The organism is bacterium (assembly GCA_004299235.1).
In the GTDB taxonomy this organism is placed as follows: Bacteria; Chloroflexota; Dormibacteria; order Dormibacterales; family Dormibacteraceae; genus SCQL01.
In genome coordinates this window covers 12,451-29,858 of the sequence record SCQL01000005.1, presented here as the reverse complement: position 1 = coordinate 29,858, position 17,408 = coordinate 12,451, and the positions used below count along the sequence as shown (strand labels likewise).

15 protein-coding genes are annotated in these 17,408 nt (G+C 66.6%); 8 read left to right on the top strand and 7 right to left on the bottom strand.

Annotated features, from left to right (window positions below):
- The first annotated feature begins 77 nt into the window (after nucleotides 1-77).
- The 6 genes from gabT to EPN29_02395 are packed head-to-tail and all read left to right on the top strand — an operon-like array spanning nucleotide 78 to nucleotide 6,780.
- A complete protein-coding gene (gene gabT / locus EPN29_02420; protein ID TAN34651.1) occupies nucleotides 78-1,313 on the top strand; it encodes a 4-aminobutyrate--2-oxoglutarate transaminase in 1,236 nt (411 codons plus the stop codon).
- Between the two features lie 42 nt (nucleotides 1,314-1,355).
- A complete protein-coding gene (locus EPN29_02415; protein ID TAN34649.1) occupies nucleotides 1,356-2,774 on the top strand; it encodes a gamma-aminobutyraldehyde dehydrogenase in 1,419 nt (472 codons plus the stop codon).
- 2 nt (nucleotides 2,775-2,776) lie between these two features.
- A complete protein-coding gene (locus EPN29_02410) occupies nucleotides 2,777-3,841 on the top strand; it encodes an ABC transporter ATP-binding protein (protein ID TAN34650.1) in 1,065 nt (354 codons plus the stop codon).
- Between the two features lie 6 nt (nucleotides 3,842-3,847).
- On the top strand, nucleotides 3,848-5,053 hold the full coding sequence (locus EPN29_02405; protein TAN34631.1) for an extracellular solute-binding protein: 1,206 nt from the start codon (nucleotides 3,848-3,850) through the stop codon (nucleotides 5,051-5,053).
- 45 nt (nucleotides 5,054-5,098) lie between these two features.
- Entirely contained in the window at nucleotides 5,099-5,977 is an 879-nt protein-coding gene (locus EPN29_02400) for an ABC transporter permease (protein ID TAN34648.1), read from the top strand.
- A complete protein-coding gene (locus tag EPN29_02395; protein ID TAN34630.1) occupies nucleotides 5,977-6,780 on the top strand; it encodes an ABC transporter permease in 804 nt (267 codons plus the stop codon). The genes EPN29_02400 and EPN29_02395 overlap by 1 nt, the downstream gene beginning before the upstream one ends.
- A gap of 16 nt (nucleotides 6,781-6,796) precedes the next feature.
- On the opposite strand, the gene EPN29_02390 is transcribed toward EPN29_02395, so the two are convergent.
- Nucleotides 6,797-7,552, bottom strand: a complete 756-nt coding sequence (locus EPN29_02390; protein TAN34629.1) for a class I SAM-dependent methyltransferase — start codon at nucleotides 7,550-7,552, stop codon at nucleotides 6,797-6,799.
- Between the two features lie 68 nt (nucleotides 7,553-7,620).
- Here EPN29_02390 and EPN29_02385 point away from each other — a divergent pair, with 68 nt between their 5' ends.
- Nucleotides 7,621-8,691, top strand: a complete 1,071-nt coding sequence (locus EPN29_02385) for a Glu/Leu/Phe/Val dehydrogenase (protein TAN34628.1) — start codon at nucleotides 7,621-7,623, stop codon at nucleotides 8,689-8,691.
- A 6-nt stretch (nucleotides 8,692-8,697) separates the two neighbouring features.
- Here EPN29_02385 and EPN29_02380 read toward each other — a convergent pair whose 3' ends face one another.
- Nucleotides 8,698-9,897, bottom strand: a complete 1,200-nt coding sequence (locus EPN29_02380) for an HNH endonuclease (protein TAN34627.1) — start codon at nucleotides 9,895-9,897, stop codon at nucleotides 8,698-8,700.
- 268 nt (nucleotides 9,898-10,165) lie between these two features.
- Between EPN29_02380 and EPN29_02375 the strand changes: the two genes are divergently transcribed.
- Complete coding sequence (locus EPN29_02375; GenBank protein ID TAN34626.1) at nucleotides 10,166-11,314, top strand: hypothetical protein; 1,149 nt, start codon at nucleotides 10,166-10,168, stop codon at nucleotides 11,312-11,314.
- Here the strand turns inward: EPN29_02375 and hisD are convergent.
- From hisD to EPN29_02350, 5 genes are all read right to left on the bottom strand, one after another.
- On the bottom strand, nucleotides 11,290-12,606 hold the full coding sequence (gene hisD, locus EPN29_02370) for a histidinol dehydrogenase (GenBank protein TAN34625.1): 1,317 nt from the start codon (nucleotides 12,604-12,606) through the stop codon (nucleotides 11,290-11,292). The genes EPN29_02375 and hisD overlap by 25 nt on opposite strands.
- A 57-nt stretch (nucleotides 12,607-12,663) precedes the next feature.
- Nucleotides 12,664-14,088: an APC family permease gene (locus EPN29_02365; protein ID TAN34624.1), complete on the bottom strand. Its 1,425-nt coding sequence runs from the start codon at nucleotides 14,086-14,088 to the stop codon at nucleotides 12,664-12,666.
- Nucleotides 14,089-14,150: 62 nt separating this feature from the next.
- Nucleotides 14,151-14,918, bottom strand: coding sequence for an enoyl-CoA hydratase/isomerase family protein (locus EPN29_02360; protein TAN34623.1), 768 nt, complete (start codon nucleotides 14,916-14,918; stop codon nucleotides 14,151-14,153).
- A 9-nt stretch (nucleotides 14,919-14,927) separates the two neighbouring features.
- A complete protein-coding gene (locus tag EPN29_02355; GenBank protein ID TAN34622.1) occupies nucleotides 14,928-16,601 on the bottom strand; it encodes a hypothetical protein in 1,674 nt (557 codons plus the stop codon).
- Entirely contained in the window at nucleotides 16,556-17,326 is a 771-nt protein-coding gene (locus EPN29_02350; GenBank protein TAN34621.1) for an N-acyl homoserine lactonase family protein, read from the bottom strand. The genes EPN29_02355 and EPN29_02350 overlap by 46 nt, the downstream gene beginning before the upstream one ends.
- Nucleotides 17,327-17,408 lie beyond the last annotated feature (82 nt).

Sequence of the window (17,408 nt, the reverse complement as noted above, 5' to 3'; positions counted from 1 at the left end):
TGGGGGCCGACGTGACATCAGGGGTTGACGAGCTTCAGGCACTGCGGGATCGCTACGTCCCGCGCGGCGTGACCAACATGCATCCCATCGTGGCTTCGCGTGCACAGGGGTCGGAGCTCTGGGACGCCTCCGGCCGCCGCTACATCGATTTCGTCGGCGGCATCGGCGTCATGAACGTCGGTCACGGCCACCCGCGCGTCATGGAGGCCGTCCGCGCGCAGCTCGAGCGCCTCACGCACACCGCTTTCCAGGTGGCGATGTACGAGCCCTACCTGCGCCTGGCGGAGCGGCTGTGCGAGGTGGCTCCGCTCCAGGGGCCGAAGAAGGCGATCTTCCTCAGCACCGGCGCCGAGGCGGTCGAGAACGCGATCAAGGTCGCGCGCGCCTACACCGGCCGCACGGCGGTGATCAGCTTTCGCGGCGGATTCCACGGACGGACGCTGCTGACGCTGAGCCTCACCGGCTCGGCCAGCCCGTACAAGCAGAACTTCGGGCCGTACGCGGCCGAGGTGTACCAGGCGCCGTTCCCGTACGAGTACAGGGGTTGGAGCACGGAGCGGGCGCTGGCCTCGCTCGAGGACATCTTCGAGTCCGACGTTTCGCCCCAGCGGGTCGCGGCGGTGATCATCGAGCCGGTGCTCGGCGAGGGCGGATTCGTGCCCGCGCCGCCGGCCTTCCTCCGCGCGCTCCGCGGGCTGACGGCGCGTCACGGCATCCTGCTCATCGTCGACGAGATCCAGACGGGATTCGGACGCACCGGCAAGTTCTTTGCCATCGAGCACTCCGGGGTGACCCCAGACCTGGTCACGGTCGCCAAGAGCCTGGCCGCCGGTTTCCCGCTGTCGGCGGTGGTCGGCCGCGCCGACGTCATGGACGCCCCCGACCCGGGCGGCCTCGGCGGCACGTACGGCGGCAACCCGGTCGCATGCGCGGCCGGCCTGGCGGTCATGGACGTCATGCGCGACGAAAAGCTGCCGGAGCGGGCGGCCAGGATCGGCTCGGTCGTGGAGGAGCGCATGCAGACCTGGGCGGCCGAGCATGAGCTGGTCGGCGACGTCAGAGTCCTGGGGGCCATGGCGGGCATGGAGCTGGTGCGCGACCGCACGGCTCGCACGCCCGCGGACAGGGAGACGGCCGGGGTGCTCGCCGCCGCGCGGGAGAAGGGGTTGATGGTCATACGGGCGGGCACGCATCACAACGTGATCCGCACGCTCATGCCGCTGACCATCCCGGACGAGCACCTCGAGGAGGGCCTGGACATGCTGGGCGCGGCTCTCGGCGAGGTCGCGCGCGCCAGCAGCGATGGCCGGTAGCTGAAGGAGGACTGCATGAGCACGTCGCCGCGGCGTCACGAGATGTTCATCGGGGGGAAGTGGACCGCCGGCACCGGCGGGACCGAGCAGGAGATCGTCAACCCCGCCACTGGAAAGGTCATGGCGCACGTGCCCAAGGGGACGGCGGAAGACGTCGACCGAGCGGTCGCCGCCGCGCGCAAGGCTTACGACGAGAGCTGGTTCGACAGCACGCCGCGCGAGCGCGGCGAAAGGCTGCTCAAGCTGGCCGACGCCATCGAGGCCCATGGCGACGAGCTCGCGCGCATGGAGTCGGAGAACGTCGGCAAGCCGCTGGCGCCCACCCGCTCCGAGGAGATCCCGCCGATCGCGGACTGCTTTCGTTTCTTCGCGGGCGCCGCTCGCCAGCTCGAAGGCCGGGCCGCGGCCGAGTACATGCCCGGTTTCACCAGCATCCTGCGCCGCGAGTCGCTGGGCGTCGTCGGCTCGATCGCGCCGTGGAACTACCCGCTGCTGATGGCGGCCTGGAAGGTCGCCCCCGCGCTGGCCGCCGGCAACACCGTCGTCCTCAAGCCCTCCGAATGGACGCCGTTGACGGCGCTCCGGCTCGCGGAGCTGGCGGCCGACATCCTGCCCGCCGGGGTGCTGAACGTCATCACCGGCGACGGCGAGCCCGTCGGCGCCGGCCTGGTCCGCCACCCGGGCGTGGCCATGGTCTCGCTGACCGGCGACGTCGCCACCGGCAAAGAGGTCGCGCGCGCCGCGGCCTCCACGCTCAAGCGCGTCCACCTCGAGCTCGGCGGCAAGGCCCCCGTCATCGTCTTCGATGACGCGGACGTCGACGCCGTGATCGAGGGCATCAAGATCGGCGGGTTCTTCAACGCCGGCCAGGACTGCACCGCCGCCACCCGCGTCATCGCCGGCCCCCAGATCCACGAGCACCTGCTGCAGGGCCTGGTCCCGGCGATCAGCGCGCTCAAGGTCGGGGACCCGCAGGCCGCCGACACCGAGATGGGACCGCTGGTGTCCGAGGAGCAGGCCCAGCGCGTGTCCGGCTTCGTCGACCGCGCGCGCCAGGACGGCGCCGAGGTGCTCACGGGCGGAGCGCGGATCCAGCGCGCCGGCTCGTGGTATTCGCCGACGGTCGTGGTGCCTTCCAGCCCCGAAGCCGAGATCGTCACGCGCGAGGTCTTCGGCCCGGTGGTCACCGTCCAGCGGTTCGGCGATGAGGAGCAGGCGCTCAGGTGGGCGAACGGGGTCGACTACGGACTCGCCGCCTCGGTCTGGACCCGCGACGTCGGGCGGGCGCTGCGCATGGCGCGGCGGCTCCAGTTCGGGACGGTGTGGATCAACACGCACATCCCGCTGGTCAACGAGATGCCCCACGGCGGCTACAAGCAGAGCGGTTACGGCAAGGACATGTCGATCTACTCGCTCGAGGAGTACACGCAGATCAAGCACGTGATGGCGTCGCTAGACTGATGGTGGCAATCGACACCAACAGGGCACCATCACCAGTTGGCGTGATCGCGCTCGCGGCGCGTCCGGCCGCCCTTCGCCTCGAGGGCGTGCGCAAGAGCTACGGGAGCGTCACCGCCGTCGCCGGCGTGGAGCTCACCGTCGCCGAGGGTGAGTTCTTCACCCTCCTCGGGCCCTCCGGCTCGGGCAAGACCACGCTGCTCCGATTGATCGCCGGCTTCGAACACGCGGATGCGGGGCGAATCGAGCTCGCCGGGCGGGACGTGACGTCTCTGCCGCCTCACCTGAGGGAGACGAACACTGTCTTTCAGGACTACGCCCTGTTCCCGCACATGACCGTCGGCGAGAACATCGGCTATGGGCTGCGCATCAAGGGCATTCCGGGACCGGAGCGCCGCCGGCGCGTCGAGCGGGCGCTGCAGATGGTGCGCCTGGTCGGGCTGGACAAGCGCCGCCCCAACCAGCTCTCCGGCGGCCAGCGCCAGCGCGTCGCGCTGGCCCGGGCGGTGGTCAACGAGCCCGAGGTCCTGCTCCTCGACGAACCGCTGGGCGCGCTCGACCTCAAGCTGCGGCAGGAGATGCAGCTCGAGCTCAAGCGAATCCAAAAAGAGGTCGGCATCACCTTCGTCTACGTGACTCACGACCAGGAGGAGGCCCTCACCATGAGCGACCGGATGGCCGTGATGACCAACGGTCAGATCGAGCAGATCGGTCCGCCCGTCGAGGTCTACGAACGGCCGGCGACCGAGTTCGTGGCCGGCTTCATCGGCATCTCGAACGTGCTGCAGCGCGACGGTGTGCGGTTCGTCGTGCGGCCCGAGAAGATCCGGATTCTGGGCGATGGCGAATCAGCCGGCCCGGGGATGACGGTCGAGCCCGGCACGGTCGAGCAGGTCGTCTACGTCGGGATGTCGACGCGCTATGTCGTGCGCCTCGACCGCGGAGAGCAGCTCGTCGCCGTGCGCCAGAACACGGACACCGCGGGCGACGCGCAGCGGCATGAGGGCCGGCCGGTGAGGCTGGCATGGACGACCGGCAACACGTATGTAATCGAGAGTAAGGGGAGGTAGGAAGTGATGAGTTCATCAGCAGGTAGCCCGGCCGGTTGGGTCCGGCTGGGGACGTTGGCCGCCGCCGCGGCCCTCGCGGTGAGCGCGTGCGGCGCGACGAGCGGCGGGGGCGGATCCACCCTCAAGCCGCCGCCGACCGCGGACATGAAGCCTCTGAGCGCGATCGGTGCGGGTGAGGGCGCGCTCAATCTCATCGCGTGGGAGGGCTATGTCGACCCGACCTGGAAGGACCAGTTCCAGAAGGACACCGGCTGCGTCGTCAACGCCAAGTACGCCGGCTCGTCCGACGAGATGGTGACTTTGATGGCCAACGGTGGTGGCGGCCAGTGGGACATGGTCTCCGCCTCGGGTGACGCCGACCTCCGCCTGATCTACGGCGGTGACGTGAGGCCGATGAACCCGGCCCTCATTCCCGACTTCGCGAACTTCCAGCCGTACTTCCAGAACCCGCCCTACAACACCATCGGCGGCGTCCACTACGGCATCTCCCTGCAGTGGGGTCCGAACACGCTGCTGTACAACAAGAAGAAGTTCCCCAACGCGCCCACCAGCTGGAACGTCATCTACGACCCGGCCAACAAGGGCCTGGTGACCGTGCCCGACAACCCGATCCAGATCGCGGACGCGGCGCTCTATCTCTCGAAGACCCAGCCCAGCCTCGGCATCAAGGACCCGTACGAGCTGACCCAGAAGCAGTTCGACGCCGCGGTCGCCCTGCTCAAGCAGCAGCGACCGCTGGTCAAGAAGTACTGGGCCCTCGCTTCAGACGAGATCTCGCTCTTCGAGAACGGCGACGCGATGGTGGGCGCCGCCTGGCCGTACCAGACCAACACCCTGGTCGCGGACGGCAAGGTGCAGGTCGCCGACACCATTCCCAGCGAGGGGGCGACGGGATGGGGCGACACCTGGATGCTGGCCACCAACGCGCCGCACCCCAACTGCGCGTACCTGTGGACCAAGTGGGTGAGCACGCCCAAGGTTCAGGCCCAGCAGGCGATCTCGTTCGGCGAGACGCCCGTCAACACCAAGGCCTGCGCCGAGATGGAGGCGCTCCAGGCCGGCTCGTGCGCCCAGTACCACGCCGACGCGCCCGGTTCGTACTTCCAGAGCATCAAGTTCTGGAAGACGCCAATCGCGACCTGCGACGACGGCAGCACCGACTGCATCCCGTACGCGCAGTGGCAGACCGCGTGGACCTCGATCACCGCATGACCTCGCGCTGAGATGGCGCTGGTCGCAGCCGGGCGGCCCCGCAAGATGCGCGGGGCCGTCCGGATCCAGGCTCTGCTCTGGCGCGTGCCGTGGCTTCGCGCGTGGCTGCTCCTGACACCGCCGCTCGCCTGGTTCGTGCTCGTCTACCTCGCGGCGCTGGTCCTGCTGCTGGTGACCGCGTTCTGGACGATCGACACGTTCACCACGCAGATCGTCCAGGTCTGGAACCTCGACAACTTCAGGACCATCTTCACCGAGCCCGCGTATCGCCGCATCATCGGCCGCACCGTGACCATGGCGGTCCTGGTCACGGTCACCGACGCGCTGCTCGCCTTCCCCTTCGCCTACTACATGGCACGCGTCGCCTCACGCCGCACCCAGACGCTGCTCTTCGCCGCGGTGCTGCTGCCCCTGTGGGCCAGCTACCTCGCGCGTGTTTACGCCTGGATCCTGATCCTCAACCACGACGGCGTCCTCAACTGGAGCCTGCAGTCGATCGGCCTGCCGCCGGCCAACATCGGTTACACGAACGTCGCGATGTGGGTCGTCTTCTCCTACATCTGGCTCCCGTTCATGATCATCCCGGTCTACGCGGCCATGGAGAGGGTTCCCGAGTCGCTTCTGGAAGCCGCCGCCGACCTCGGCGCCCGGCGCTGGCGAGCGGTGCGCGACGTGGTGCTGCCCCTGGCGCTTCCCGGCATCGCGGCGGGCTCGATCTTCACCTTCTCGCTCACGCTGGGCGACTTCATCACCCCGATCCTGGTCGGCGGCGCGGGCTCGAGCTTCATCGGCAACGTCGTCTACAGCAGCGTCGGCATCGCCAACAACGTGCCCTTCGCCGCGGCGCTGGCGATGATCCCGGTCGCGATCATGGCCGTGTACCTGCTCGGGGCCAAGCGCCTGGGCGCCTTCGAGGCTCTGTGATGGAAGGTATCTGGACCAAGCTCGCCCTGCGGCTGTGGGCCGTGCTCCTCCTGCTGTTCCTGTTCTTCCCCATCCTTCTGATCTTCTTCTATGCGTTCAACACCTCGAACATCGAGAGCTGGCCCATTCCCGGGCTCACGCTGAAGTGGTTCAGCTCAACTTGGAACGACCGCGAGGTGCGTCAGGCGCTGCTGCTTTCGCTCAAGGCCGGCCTGACCGCGACGGTGCTGGCGCTGGTGCTCGGCTCATGCGCGGCATTCGCCATCCACCGCATGACGTTCTTCGGTCGCGACGTCGTGAGCCTTCTGTTCATCCTGCCGCTCGCGCTGCCCGGGATCATCACCGGCATGGCGCTCAACGCGTTCTTCAGCTTCAACGGCGTGACCCTGTCGATCTGGACCATCGTGGTCGGCCACACCACGTTCTGCATCGTGGTGGTCTACAACAACGTCCTGGCGCGGCTGCGGCGGACGCAGGGCTCGCTGATCGAAGCCGCCATGGACCTGGGCGCCAACGGCTTTCAGACCTTCCGGGACATCACCCTGCCCCTGATCTCGACGGCTGTCGTCGCCGGCGGCATGCTCGCGTTCGCGCTCTCTTTTGACGAGGTCATCGTCACCACCTTCACCGCCGGGGCCCAGAACACGCTGCCGCTGTGGATCTTCGGCGCGATCCGCCTCGGGCAGCGGCTGCCCGAGGTGAACGTCGTGGTCTCCTTCGTGATCCTCGTCACCGTCATCCCGGTGGTCATCGCCGCGCGACTCACGGGCGGCGGAGGCGTCGCCAAGGTCCAGGCCCGCTGAGCGACGCCGGCGGCTCCTACCTGGTCAGGTCGCCCAGCAGGTGGACGCCCCAGCTCCGCGGCATGACGCGCTCCGAGAGCACCGCGGCCCGGAACATGAGCCGGTTCAGCGCGAGATAGGTCGGATCGGGAACGGCGCGAAGCTCGGCCACCCGCAGGCCGCTCGCGGCGGCCAGCGCTCGAAGAGCTCGCGCGGAGTTGGCCCGGTACTGGACCGGGAACGTGTCCGCCTCGACGCGACCGTAGAGCCTCGGCACCAGCCGCCGCTGCAGCCCGGGCAGCGCCTTGCCGATGCGGTTCAGCAGCAGGAGCGGATTGCTCAGGTTGGGCGTGAGGAAGACGAAATGGCCGCCGGGCCGCAGCACCCTGCGCACCTCGGCCAGCACGGTTTGCGGCGCCTTCAGGTGCTCGAGCACCCACAGGCAGACGATCAGGTCGAAGGCGCCATCGGCGAACGGCAGGCTCTCCCCGACGCCGCGGATGATCGGCATGCCGGGAGCGCGATGCTCGGCCAGCGAGGGTGAATCGGGGTCGAGGCCGGCGGCGAGCCTGACGTCACGCCAGAAGAGCTCGACCACGCCGCCGCGCCCGCAGCCGAGGTCGAGGACCCGGCTCTCGCGCGTCAGGCGGCCGCGAACCAGCGCCTCCAGCTGGTCGCCGCTCGACCGCCACTCCGGCCGCATCGCGCGGTACCGCGCCCGGTAGGTGTTCTGCAACGTGAGCGGCAGCAGCGCCCGGTCCCGCTCCGAGTCCTCCGCTCGAGCCGCCTTCATGCAGCGCGCATTCTGATCGCTGGACCCCCGTTGTTCAAGTCGGATCGCCGGGACTAGACTCGCGGTGAGTGGTCGAATCCGAGCCGGCGATGGAGCGGTTGCTGGAAGCCTGGGACGGCGAGTCGGTATCGATTCACCGCGACCGCCCGACCGGCACGTGGATGCTCGTGTGCGTCCATTCGACCCGGCTGGGTCCGGCGGCGGGCGGGACGCGCATGAAGCACTATCCGCGCCTGGCCGATGCGCTGGCGGACGGCCTCAGGCTGTCGGAGGCGATGACGCTGAAGCTCGCCAGCGTGGGCTTTCCGCGCGGCGGCGGCAAGGCGGTCATCGCGCTGCCCGCGCCGCAGCAGCCTCGAGGTGAGGCGCGGCGCCGGCTGCTGCATGAATTCGGCGCTTTCGTGCGCTCGCTCGGCGGCGTTTACAGCTGCGCCCCCGACATGAACACGTCGGCCGAGGACATGGACGTGATCGCGGAGGTGTGCCCCCACGTCTTTTGCAGGACAGAGGCGGCCGGCGGGTCGGGCGACACGGCGCCGGATACGGCGGTCGGAGTGTTTCACGGCATCCGCGCCGGCTGCCGGTACGCCTTCGGCTCGGATGATCTGAGCGGGCGCACGGTGCTGGTCCAGGGTGCCGGCGGCGTCGGCGGACCGCTCATCGAAATGCTGGACAGAGCAGGCGTGAACGTGATCGCGACGGACGTCGATCCCGACCGCCTCGCACGGTTGCGTGATGGTGGCACTCAGGTCGTGGCGCCCGAGGAAGCGCTGACCACGCCCTGCGACGTGCTCGCGCCCTGCGCCGTGGGCGGGGTGATCAACCGCCGCTCCATCCCGCTCCTTCGCTGCCGCCTGGTGGCCGGCGCCGCCAACAACCAGCTCGAGCGGCCGTCCGACGCCGACCTCCTGCGCCGGCGAGGCATCGCGTACGCGCCCGACTTCGTCATCAACTCGGGCGGCGTGCTCCATGGCGGCGGCCTGGAAGAGCAGGGCTGGTCGCGCGAGACGCTCGACGCGCGCCTCGCCGGCATCGGCGAGGCGATCTATCAGATCCTGCTGACCGCCGACCGCGAGAGCATCGACACCGACACGGCCGCCCGGCGGATCGCGCAGTCCCGCCTCGACGCCGCCCGCTGATTTAGCCTAGGCCGCCCAGCGCACCCCCGGTCCCCGCGCCCGCCGCATCACCACCCGCTCGGGGGGCAGGAAGCGGAACTCCCGGCCGGCCTTGAGCACCGACCACCCGCCTTCATGGACGAGGCGGTGGTGGGCGAAGCACAAAAGCACGAGGTTGGACAGGTCGGTCGGACCATCTTTGGCCCAGGCGACGATGTGATGCGGCGTCGACCAGTTGACCTGGCGGTCGCAGCCCGGCCAGCGGCAGCCGCGATCCCGGATCCGCAGCGCCCGCCGCGTTGGCGCCGAGACCACCCGCGTCGCCCGGCCGACGTCGATCACCACCGAGCCGGCGAGCAGGACGCGGGAGATGGCGGCGTCGCACCCCAGGCGCTCCACCGTCCGGCTGGAGATCGGCAGCGAGAGCTCGAGGTCGGAGGCCGCCGCGCCGAGCTGGTTCTTCAATCCCTCCAGCGTGGTCGTCAGGGTGAGGTGCGGCCGGACCCCGTTGCGCTTGGGCAGCCGGCCTTCGTCCATGGCGTGGCGCACGCACTCGACCAGGGCGTCGGCCAGCCGCTGGCGGTAGCTGCGCTCGTCCTCCGGCCCCAGCCGCTTGGCCAGGGCGTCCAGCGCGGTGCGCAGCGCCGCCCCGCCTTCGGGGTCGAGCACGCCCTCGATGGCGTGCATGCCGTCGGCCATCTGGCTGAGGTGGAGGCGGCGGCGGCTGTAGTCCTCCTCGGCCTGGTTGAAAAAGCCGTCGGGGTCGGCGACATGGCGGGCGTAGCGGCACAGAAAGCGCAGGCTGGCGACCGAATGGCGGCGCGCCAGCTCCAGCATCTCTGTCTCGTCGAAGAGCTCGCGCTTGTCGCCCAGCTGCTGGCGCAGGTGGCAGAGCAAAGCCGCCGACTGGTAGCCGATCTCCCCCGCGCCCAGGGCCTGGGCCACCTGAGGCAGTGCCTCCAGCTGCTCGCCGGCGCAGAGGCGGTCGGCGGCCGAGGTGGCGGACATGGCGCAGGTCCGGCTCAGCCAGGCGACGGCGGAGACGCTGCCGCCGGCCAGATGCTCGCCCGACTGCTGGACACAGCGCGCCTCGGCGGCGAACTCGCCCTCCAGGGCGTCGATCAGGGCGCGCAGGCCCTTGGCGTCGACGCGGCGCTCGTCGCGGGCCTGGAACTCGCGCACGGCCAACGCCAGCTTCTGAAGGTCTGTGCCCCCTTCCCCCAACATACGGACAGGCTACCAAACATCCGTTCTGGAGTCAAGCAACAGACGCATGTAAATCGCGAAAACGTTCTCTCGCGCCCCGCACCCTTGCCCTCTGCCCGCAGCCGGCCCAGCTTGATCACCTCCAAGCCCGACACTCACACCCCCCTTCCCAGTCCCTCCCCCACCGACATCGCGCAGCGCCTCCGAGCGACACACACGGTCACGCCCGCGCCCTCCCCATCCAGGTCCCGGCCTGGCCACCGCGAGGGCGTCCGGATACTGTTACCGCGTGCGCGTGAAGCCGGCGGCGGTCGCGGCGCTGATGATCCTCACCGCCTGTGGCGGCTCGCCGCACCCAAGCGGATCTCAAGCCGGCTCCAGCACTTCGCCGGGCGCCGCCGGCAGCCCGGCGGCTTCGAGCTCTTCCGCCCCGTCGACGGCGCCAAGCCCCGCCGCGCTGGTCCACTGCGATTCGGCGGTGCCGGCGGGCGACAACCTGGTGATCGGGACGGTGGCCGGCGATGCCACGGTCGTGGTTCGGGACATCCAGGACCCCGCCAACGCCCGCAACCTCTGCCACTTCGACTCCGGGGCCAACTCGCCGCAGTTCGTGAGCGCCTCCCAGGTCGTGTACGAGACGGGGAGCGACCAGATCGTCAGGGCCGACCTCGCCGGCGGCCCGACGGCGGTGGTCGCCACCTACGCCGCCGGCTTCGGCTCCGGTCAGTATTCCGTCAGCCCTGACGGCCGCTCGGTCACGTACCTGGATGGCAACGCCTGGCACCTGGTCACCCCATCCGGCAACCGGGTACTGACCACGCTGCCCGCCGTGCCTGGTCGCGGAGTCAACCCGGACGAGGATTCCAGCTTCCTCAGGTTCTCACCCGACGGCCAGTACATCGCCCTCGTCCAGACCTTTCACACCGGCGGCAGCGGCGCCACCGCGCCCGACCAGATCCGGCGCGCCGCCGACGGATCGCTCGTCTACTCGACCTCCGGCATGACCATGGCCGTCTGGGCGTCGGTTCCCAGCCGCCTGTTCTTTCGTGACGCCGCGGGCGGCGTGCGCCGGTGGGACCCCAGCAGCGGGCTGTCTTCGATGCTGTCCCTCCACTGGATCGGTCCCGCGTCCTCGCCCGACGGCCGCTGGATCGCCTATACGTTTCGGACCTCCGGCGGACTCGGCGGGGTCGGCTTCTACAGCGTTCAGGGCAACAGCGTCTCGAACACCACGCCGCCAGGCCGCTCGGACGTGTGGTTCCTCACCAACGACCTGGTCTGGTACCAGGGTGAGCGGGCGTGCTCCACGTGCTTCGGCGGCATGCCCACATCCACCGGCGTGACCTACATCTACGACATCGCCGGCGCGTCAGAGGTCACGTCGCGGCTCTCGGGGGTCCTGGATGCGTGGCCTCACTCCACCCCGCCAGGTCTTTGATCGAGCGTCACGTCTTTGTACTTTCGTTCGCGCATCGCGCACGCCGCGGCGTGGGCGAGCATCCCTTCCATCTCCGCGACACGCCGTGCGTAGGGTGCAATGAAATTGCTACCTGCGCTCGTGAGGCGTTGGTACGTAACCACCTTTATGAACTTGCCCACCCATAGGCCGCCCGTGTATCGCGCGGCGCGGCCGGTTGGCAGCGTGTGGTTGGTTCCGATCGCCTTGTCCGAGTAGACGACATTGGCCCCTTCGCCAAGGAAGATCGATCCATAGTTCTTCAGGCGCCCGTGGAACCATTCGGTGTCGCGACAAAGAACCGCCACATGCTCCGGAGCAGCAGTGTCTGAATAGATCGCCATCTCTTCCGGCCCCCGAACAAGCGCGATGGCGCCGCGGCGCCGCCATGCCTGCTCGGCGATCTCCCGCGTCGGCAAGACCTTCAACTGTGATTCAACGACCTCCGATACCGCGTCGGCAAGAACCGCCGAATCGGTGACGAGGTGGGCGGGGGAGGTTGGACCATGTTCGGCTTGTGCAAGAAGATCCGCGGCCACGATCTCTGGGTCGGCAGTCTCGTCGGCGATGATCAAGATCTCGGTCACTCCCGCGAGGAGATCGATGCCGACGTGCCCAAACAGCAATCGCTTGGCTTCTGCGACATAGGCGTTGCCAGGGCCGGTGATCATGTCCACCGGTTTGATTTCGGAAGTCCCAAACGCATACGCCGCGAGTGCTTGCACGCCACCCATGCAATAGATCTCGTCGGCGCCGCACACATCCATAGCGACGAGCGTCGCCGGCCATATACCGTTTTCGTCCCGCGGGGGCGCACATGCAAGGATCCGCCCTACCCCAGCAACTTTGGCCGTGGCGACCTGCATGTGTACGGCAGCGACCAGAGGGTAAGCGCCGCCTGGCACGTAGCAGCCTACTGACGTGAGCGGCACGAGACGATGTCCCATTGTTATGCCGGGATGCGGTTCTATCTCGACCGGTTGAAGACCTTGCAGTTGAGCGTTCGCAAAGCTCACCACCTGGTCGCGTACGAGTTGAATGAGGGCCACGCAGTCCGGCCCAACTGATTCATACGCCTGGTCTATCTGCGCGCGTGTCACACGAAACGACGGCGGATTCCAGTGGTCGAGCCTCTTGGAGTGATGGCGCAGGCCTTCATCGCCTCGCTCCTGCACTGCAGCGATGATTTCGCTCACGGTGGCCTCGATCAGCTGCCGGTGCTCGGCTGACTCGAGCTCCGGTTTCTTGACCCAGCGCACCTGGAGATCGCCCATGTTGGATGGGCCGATCATCCAGGTGCTCTCTCGTTCGGTCCGAGTCTAGACGTCTGCTTACGGTTCTTCAGTTGCAGCGGCGAAGATCTCGCCCGCCGTCCGCACAATCTGCGGGTTTCGTCGTTCCAGAAATGCAGCGGCGATGGCCGACGCGATGATCACAGCAATCGTCAGGGGGATGAAGTAGCTGAGGGGCGCCGCTGGCACGGGCACCACGTTGCCATAGGTAACCCACGCCATTCCAGTAAGAGCGACCAGCGGCACCAGGATGTGCCGAAACCAGTTGAACTCACTCCGGTGCTTTTGAAAGTAAAACCTGATCACACCCACACAGAGAAGGATGTAGGCGCCGATGAAGAAAAGCGTGGCGAAATAGGAGAACCACGATGCGAGGTTCACGGGACCGAACATTGATCCCATGACTACGGTCACGCCAATGCCCCAGGCGCCGACAGCATATGCGGCATTACTCGGTGAGTGGCGCACGTTCACTTTTCCGAATACGGCGGGCAACATTCGATCGCGGCCCATGGCGTACACCATGCGACTTCCCGCGATGACGGTGACGATGTTCAGCGCCGAAAAGCTGGAGATGGTTGCCAGGGTCACCAGCGCGCTGTACCAGCCTCCCACGTACTTCGTGGCCAGGTCGGTGAATGGACTCTGGTTGCTCTGAAGCTGGTGCAATCCGTCGGCGGATACGCCGAAACCGATGACCTCGGCATAGGTGACGAATATATAAAAGAATCCGATGATGACGGTGGTTGCGAATACTGCGATCGGAATCAGCCTCGTCGGGTGCTTTACCTCCTCACCCAGGGTCGTCGCCGACTCAAACCCCACGAACGCAAAGATTGTGTAGACGACCGCAATCAGCAAACCCGACGACGACGGCGCGTGAGAAGGGTTGAAGGGCTGTAGGGAATTCCCTGTTGCTCCTCCGTGGGCGACGATCACCAGAGCGAGCACCAGAAAGACGACAGTTTCGAAGGTCAAGCCAACCAGTACGGTCCCGAGCGAAGGACGCACGCCGATCACCACGAGTGCGGTGCTCAGTAACAGAAGCGCTATCGAGAATAGCTGCCAGGGCAGGTTGATGTTGATGTTCGCAAGCGCTCCTTGGACGAAGGAACCAAAGAATGCCGCTTGAAATGGGAGCAGCAGCACGTAAGCGCCGAAAAGGAGCACCCCTGTTACGAACCCCGTCTTGGGGCCGAACGTGTTCGTCAGGTACGTGTAGAACGAGCCGGCGCTCGGCAGCTTCCTTGCGTAGTCGCCGATGACGCTCGCGATCGCGATGCAGACCAGAGTGCCGAACACAAATGCTAGCGGCGACGCAATGCCCGAAAAGCCAGCGATGAACACATTGCCCGCGGTCACTCCAACCGCGGGCCCGATCAAGGCCGCGGACATGGCGACCGCCTCCGGCAGCCCGACGGATCGAGCCTTGAGCGTAGTTACCTTGGCAGCCGCATCATCCATCCGAACTTCCTCCTTTCAATAGACCTGGGCCGGCAATCGATGTTGTTGTGGTCGCTCTCCGCTTATGAGTCCGTGAACTTCGGCTTGCGCTTTTGAGCGAAGGCAGTCGTACCTTCGCGCTGGTCCGCCGTCTGGCCGATGATTTGGTAATAGGCCGAATAGATGCGAAGGGCATCCTCGAGCGACATGTCCAAGCCTCGATAGACCAGCTCCTTGGTCATGCGAACCGCCAGTGGTCCGTTTTGGCTGATTGCGTCAGCGATCGAGTAGGCGGCTGGAATCAACTCCAACGGTGGCACCACTCGGCTGACGAGTCCCATCCGTAGCGCCTCGTCCGCCGAGATGAATTGCCCCGTGAGCAGCATGAGAAAGGCGTCCGAGAGTGACATCATCTGGGGTAGCCGCAGCGCTCCATAACCGTGGAGAATGTTCCACTTCACCTCCGGCGTGCCGAACTGCGCAGTGGCGGAGGCGAGCCTGATGTCGCACATCAACGCCAGCTCCAGCCCACCCGCCAACGCGTATCCATTGACGGCTGCGATTAATGGTTTCGAGATCGAGAGACCGAACTCCCAGCGGTGCGGCCGCCATGGCTGCCAAGGCTGCTCTCGTTCTTCTTCCGTATGCATTCGCTTAAGGTCGGCACCGGCGGTGAACGCTTGGTCGCCCGCGCCCGTGATGATGCCCACGCGGACGGCTGGATCGCCGTCCAGTTTGAGCAGGCTCTCATCGATCAGTTGATACATCTCGGGATTCATCGCGTTCATTGCCTCAGGCCGATCCAGGGTGATCTGAGCAACCGATCCTTTGACCTCGTACTTGACCTGCAAAATCGCCTCCTAACCTGGCGTGGCGTTGGTCGTGGCTTCGTGCTCGCGATCCCATGCGCCAGCGATCTGGTCACGCCGCTCCTCAAGGAGGGCATGTTTCTTGACTCTCATCGAGGGTGTCCGAGGAAAATCCGTTCGGCGGTACTCGATATACCGTGGCACCTTGTAGCGAGCCAAACGCTGGGCGCAGTACTCGACCACTTTTGGAGGCGGAAATTGGTCGGGCGTTGCCCCTTCGACCAGTAGGATGAAAGCCTTGACCTCTTCGCCTCGAACGTCATCCGGAACGGGCACGACGGCGGCCTCGAGCACAAGGGGATGCGAACGCAGCACCTGCTCGACTTCAGCCGCCGCCACGTTTTCGCCGCCGCGGCGGACGATGTCCTTCTTCCTGCCGTTGAAGTAGAGAAAGCCACGATCGTCGAAGTGGCCGAGGTCGCCGGTGAAAAGCCAGCCGTCTTGGATGGTTGCCGCTGTGGCGTCGGGACGATTGAGATAGCCCTTCATGAGCCCTGGGGCTTTGATCAAGATCTCTCCGATGTCGCCAGGAGCGACTGGTTTGCCGGCGTCGTCTATCACCGAGACTTCCGCCTCCGGGCAAGGCACTCCAATGGAACCTGAACCGGTCATCTCCGCCGCCAGCGCCAACGGCATCGAGACCACCAGCCCGGTTTCTGTGAGTCCATAACCTTCGACCCAACGAAATCCCCAGCGCTCCTCCACGCTTCGGTGCAGGTGCGCCGGCATGCCGAGCTGGAGGGCGAACTTCACCTTGTGGTTTCTGTCCTCAGTCGATGGCGGTTGCTTCAGAAGCAGGCTCGGAATCGATGCGATTCCGAAGATGATCGTGACGCCGTGCCGGCGTACGACTTGCCAGTAGCGGCTGACGCTGAACCTGCGCATCGCCACCAAGGTGCCGCCGGAGATGAGTGACGTCAGCATCATCCAGGGCGGGTCGCCGTAGGAGAACTGCAGCGACGACAGGAGCCTGTCTTCCGGGCCCATGCCATAGAGCCTTTGGAACACGTCGACGAAACGCAGCCAGTAGGTGTGGTCGAGGATGCAGGCTTTCGGCAGCCCAGTGCTTCCGGAGGTGTAGTAGACGTTGGTCGCGTCGTCCGGCTGTATGCCTAACTCGGACCAATTAAAGCTGTGCGCGCCCGCGAATCTCGACAGCCCGTCGGGTTCGCTGCCACCGACCCTTATGACCTCGCGGAGCTGGGGAAGGTCGGGCTTCAGCTGCGCAACAAGTGACTCCCCGGCATCACCCGTGATGACCATCTTGGCGGCCGAGTCATGCAAGATGTGGCCGCCGTCGTGCGCCTGAGCGCCTGTATTGATCGAGACCAAGGTCGCTCGGCAAGCCGCTACCGCCAGCCAGGCGATCATGAATTCAGCCCGGTTCTCGAGGATGATCGCCACCCGGTCGCCGGGAGCCAGACGCTCCTTCAGGTAGCTCGCGAACGATGCAACGCGTTCCATTAGCTCGGAGCGACTCACTACGAGGCCGTCCTCGAAGATGATCGCCGGCGCTTCGGGATTCAGCGCGGACCCCGCGCGGGCCAACTGAACAATGTTGGGCGAGTCGCCCACACCGCTCCAAGGTGCGCCCGCGCCTTGATGCGAAATCGGAGCGGCTATTGGTACCACTCCTTCGGCGCAAGCCTGGTCTTGTCCGGCCATTCGAGGTCGTGAGTGAAGATGAGCGAGGCGTTTTCCCGGGCCCGGATCTCATCGATCCTGTCCCAGCTCGCCACCATCGCGTCGGGACTCCACACCACCGCCGTCAGCAGCCGCTGCTCAATGTTCTTGGGCAGGTACGCGGCATCGGCGACCAAGATGATGTTCTGGGTGTCGAGCTTGACGAGCATCGACTGGTGTCCGCGAGTGTGTCCCGGAGTCGGGAATAGCACCAAACGGCCATCGCCGAAGATGTCGTGATCGCCATCGACCTGCATCCACTCCAGCTCGTGGTCGAAGTCGGCGCGTATGTAGAGGTCCCTCTGGTAGACCGGAGGCGAGTATGCGAATTCCAGCTCCGACTTCTGGACATAGATGGTCGCGTGTTTGAAGAACTCCAGGCCGCCCGCGTGGTCGTAATGGAGATGTGACTGGACGACGCGCTCGATGTCCTTCGGTTTGAGGTTCATCTGGTTCAGTTTCGAGACGACATCGTCGCCGGCAACGCCGGTCACCTCCCACGCGTCAGCGGCGTCTCCGAGCCGGGCGCGCGGGTTCTCGAAGAGGTCAGGGTGGCCGCCCGTGTCGAACAGGACCAGGCCCTTTGGATGTTCGATCACATAGAAGAAGAAAGGGATGTCGACTTTCGTCCCGACCTTCTCGTCGAAGGGGTTGAACGCCGCCATGTCGGCGCGCTCCCCACCCCCATGTATCGCGTAGAGCTTCATGCCTGTCCTCCCTCTTCGATCAGCAATGCGGATGCCTGGAGATCGAGCCGTGACCAGACCGACCGGGGCAGGATGGAGCTGC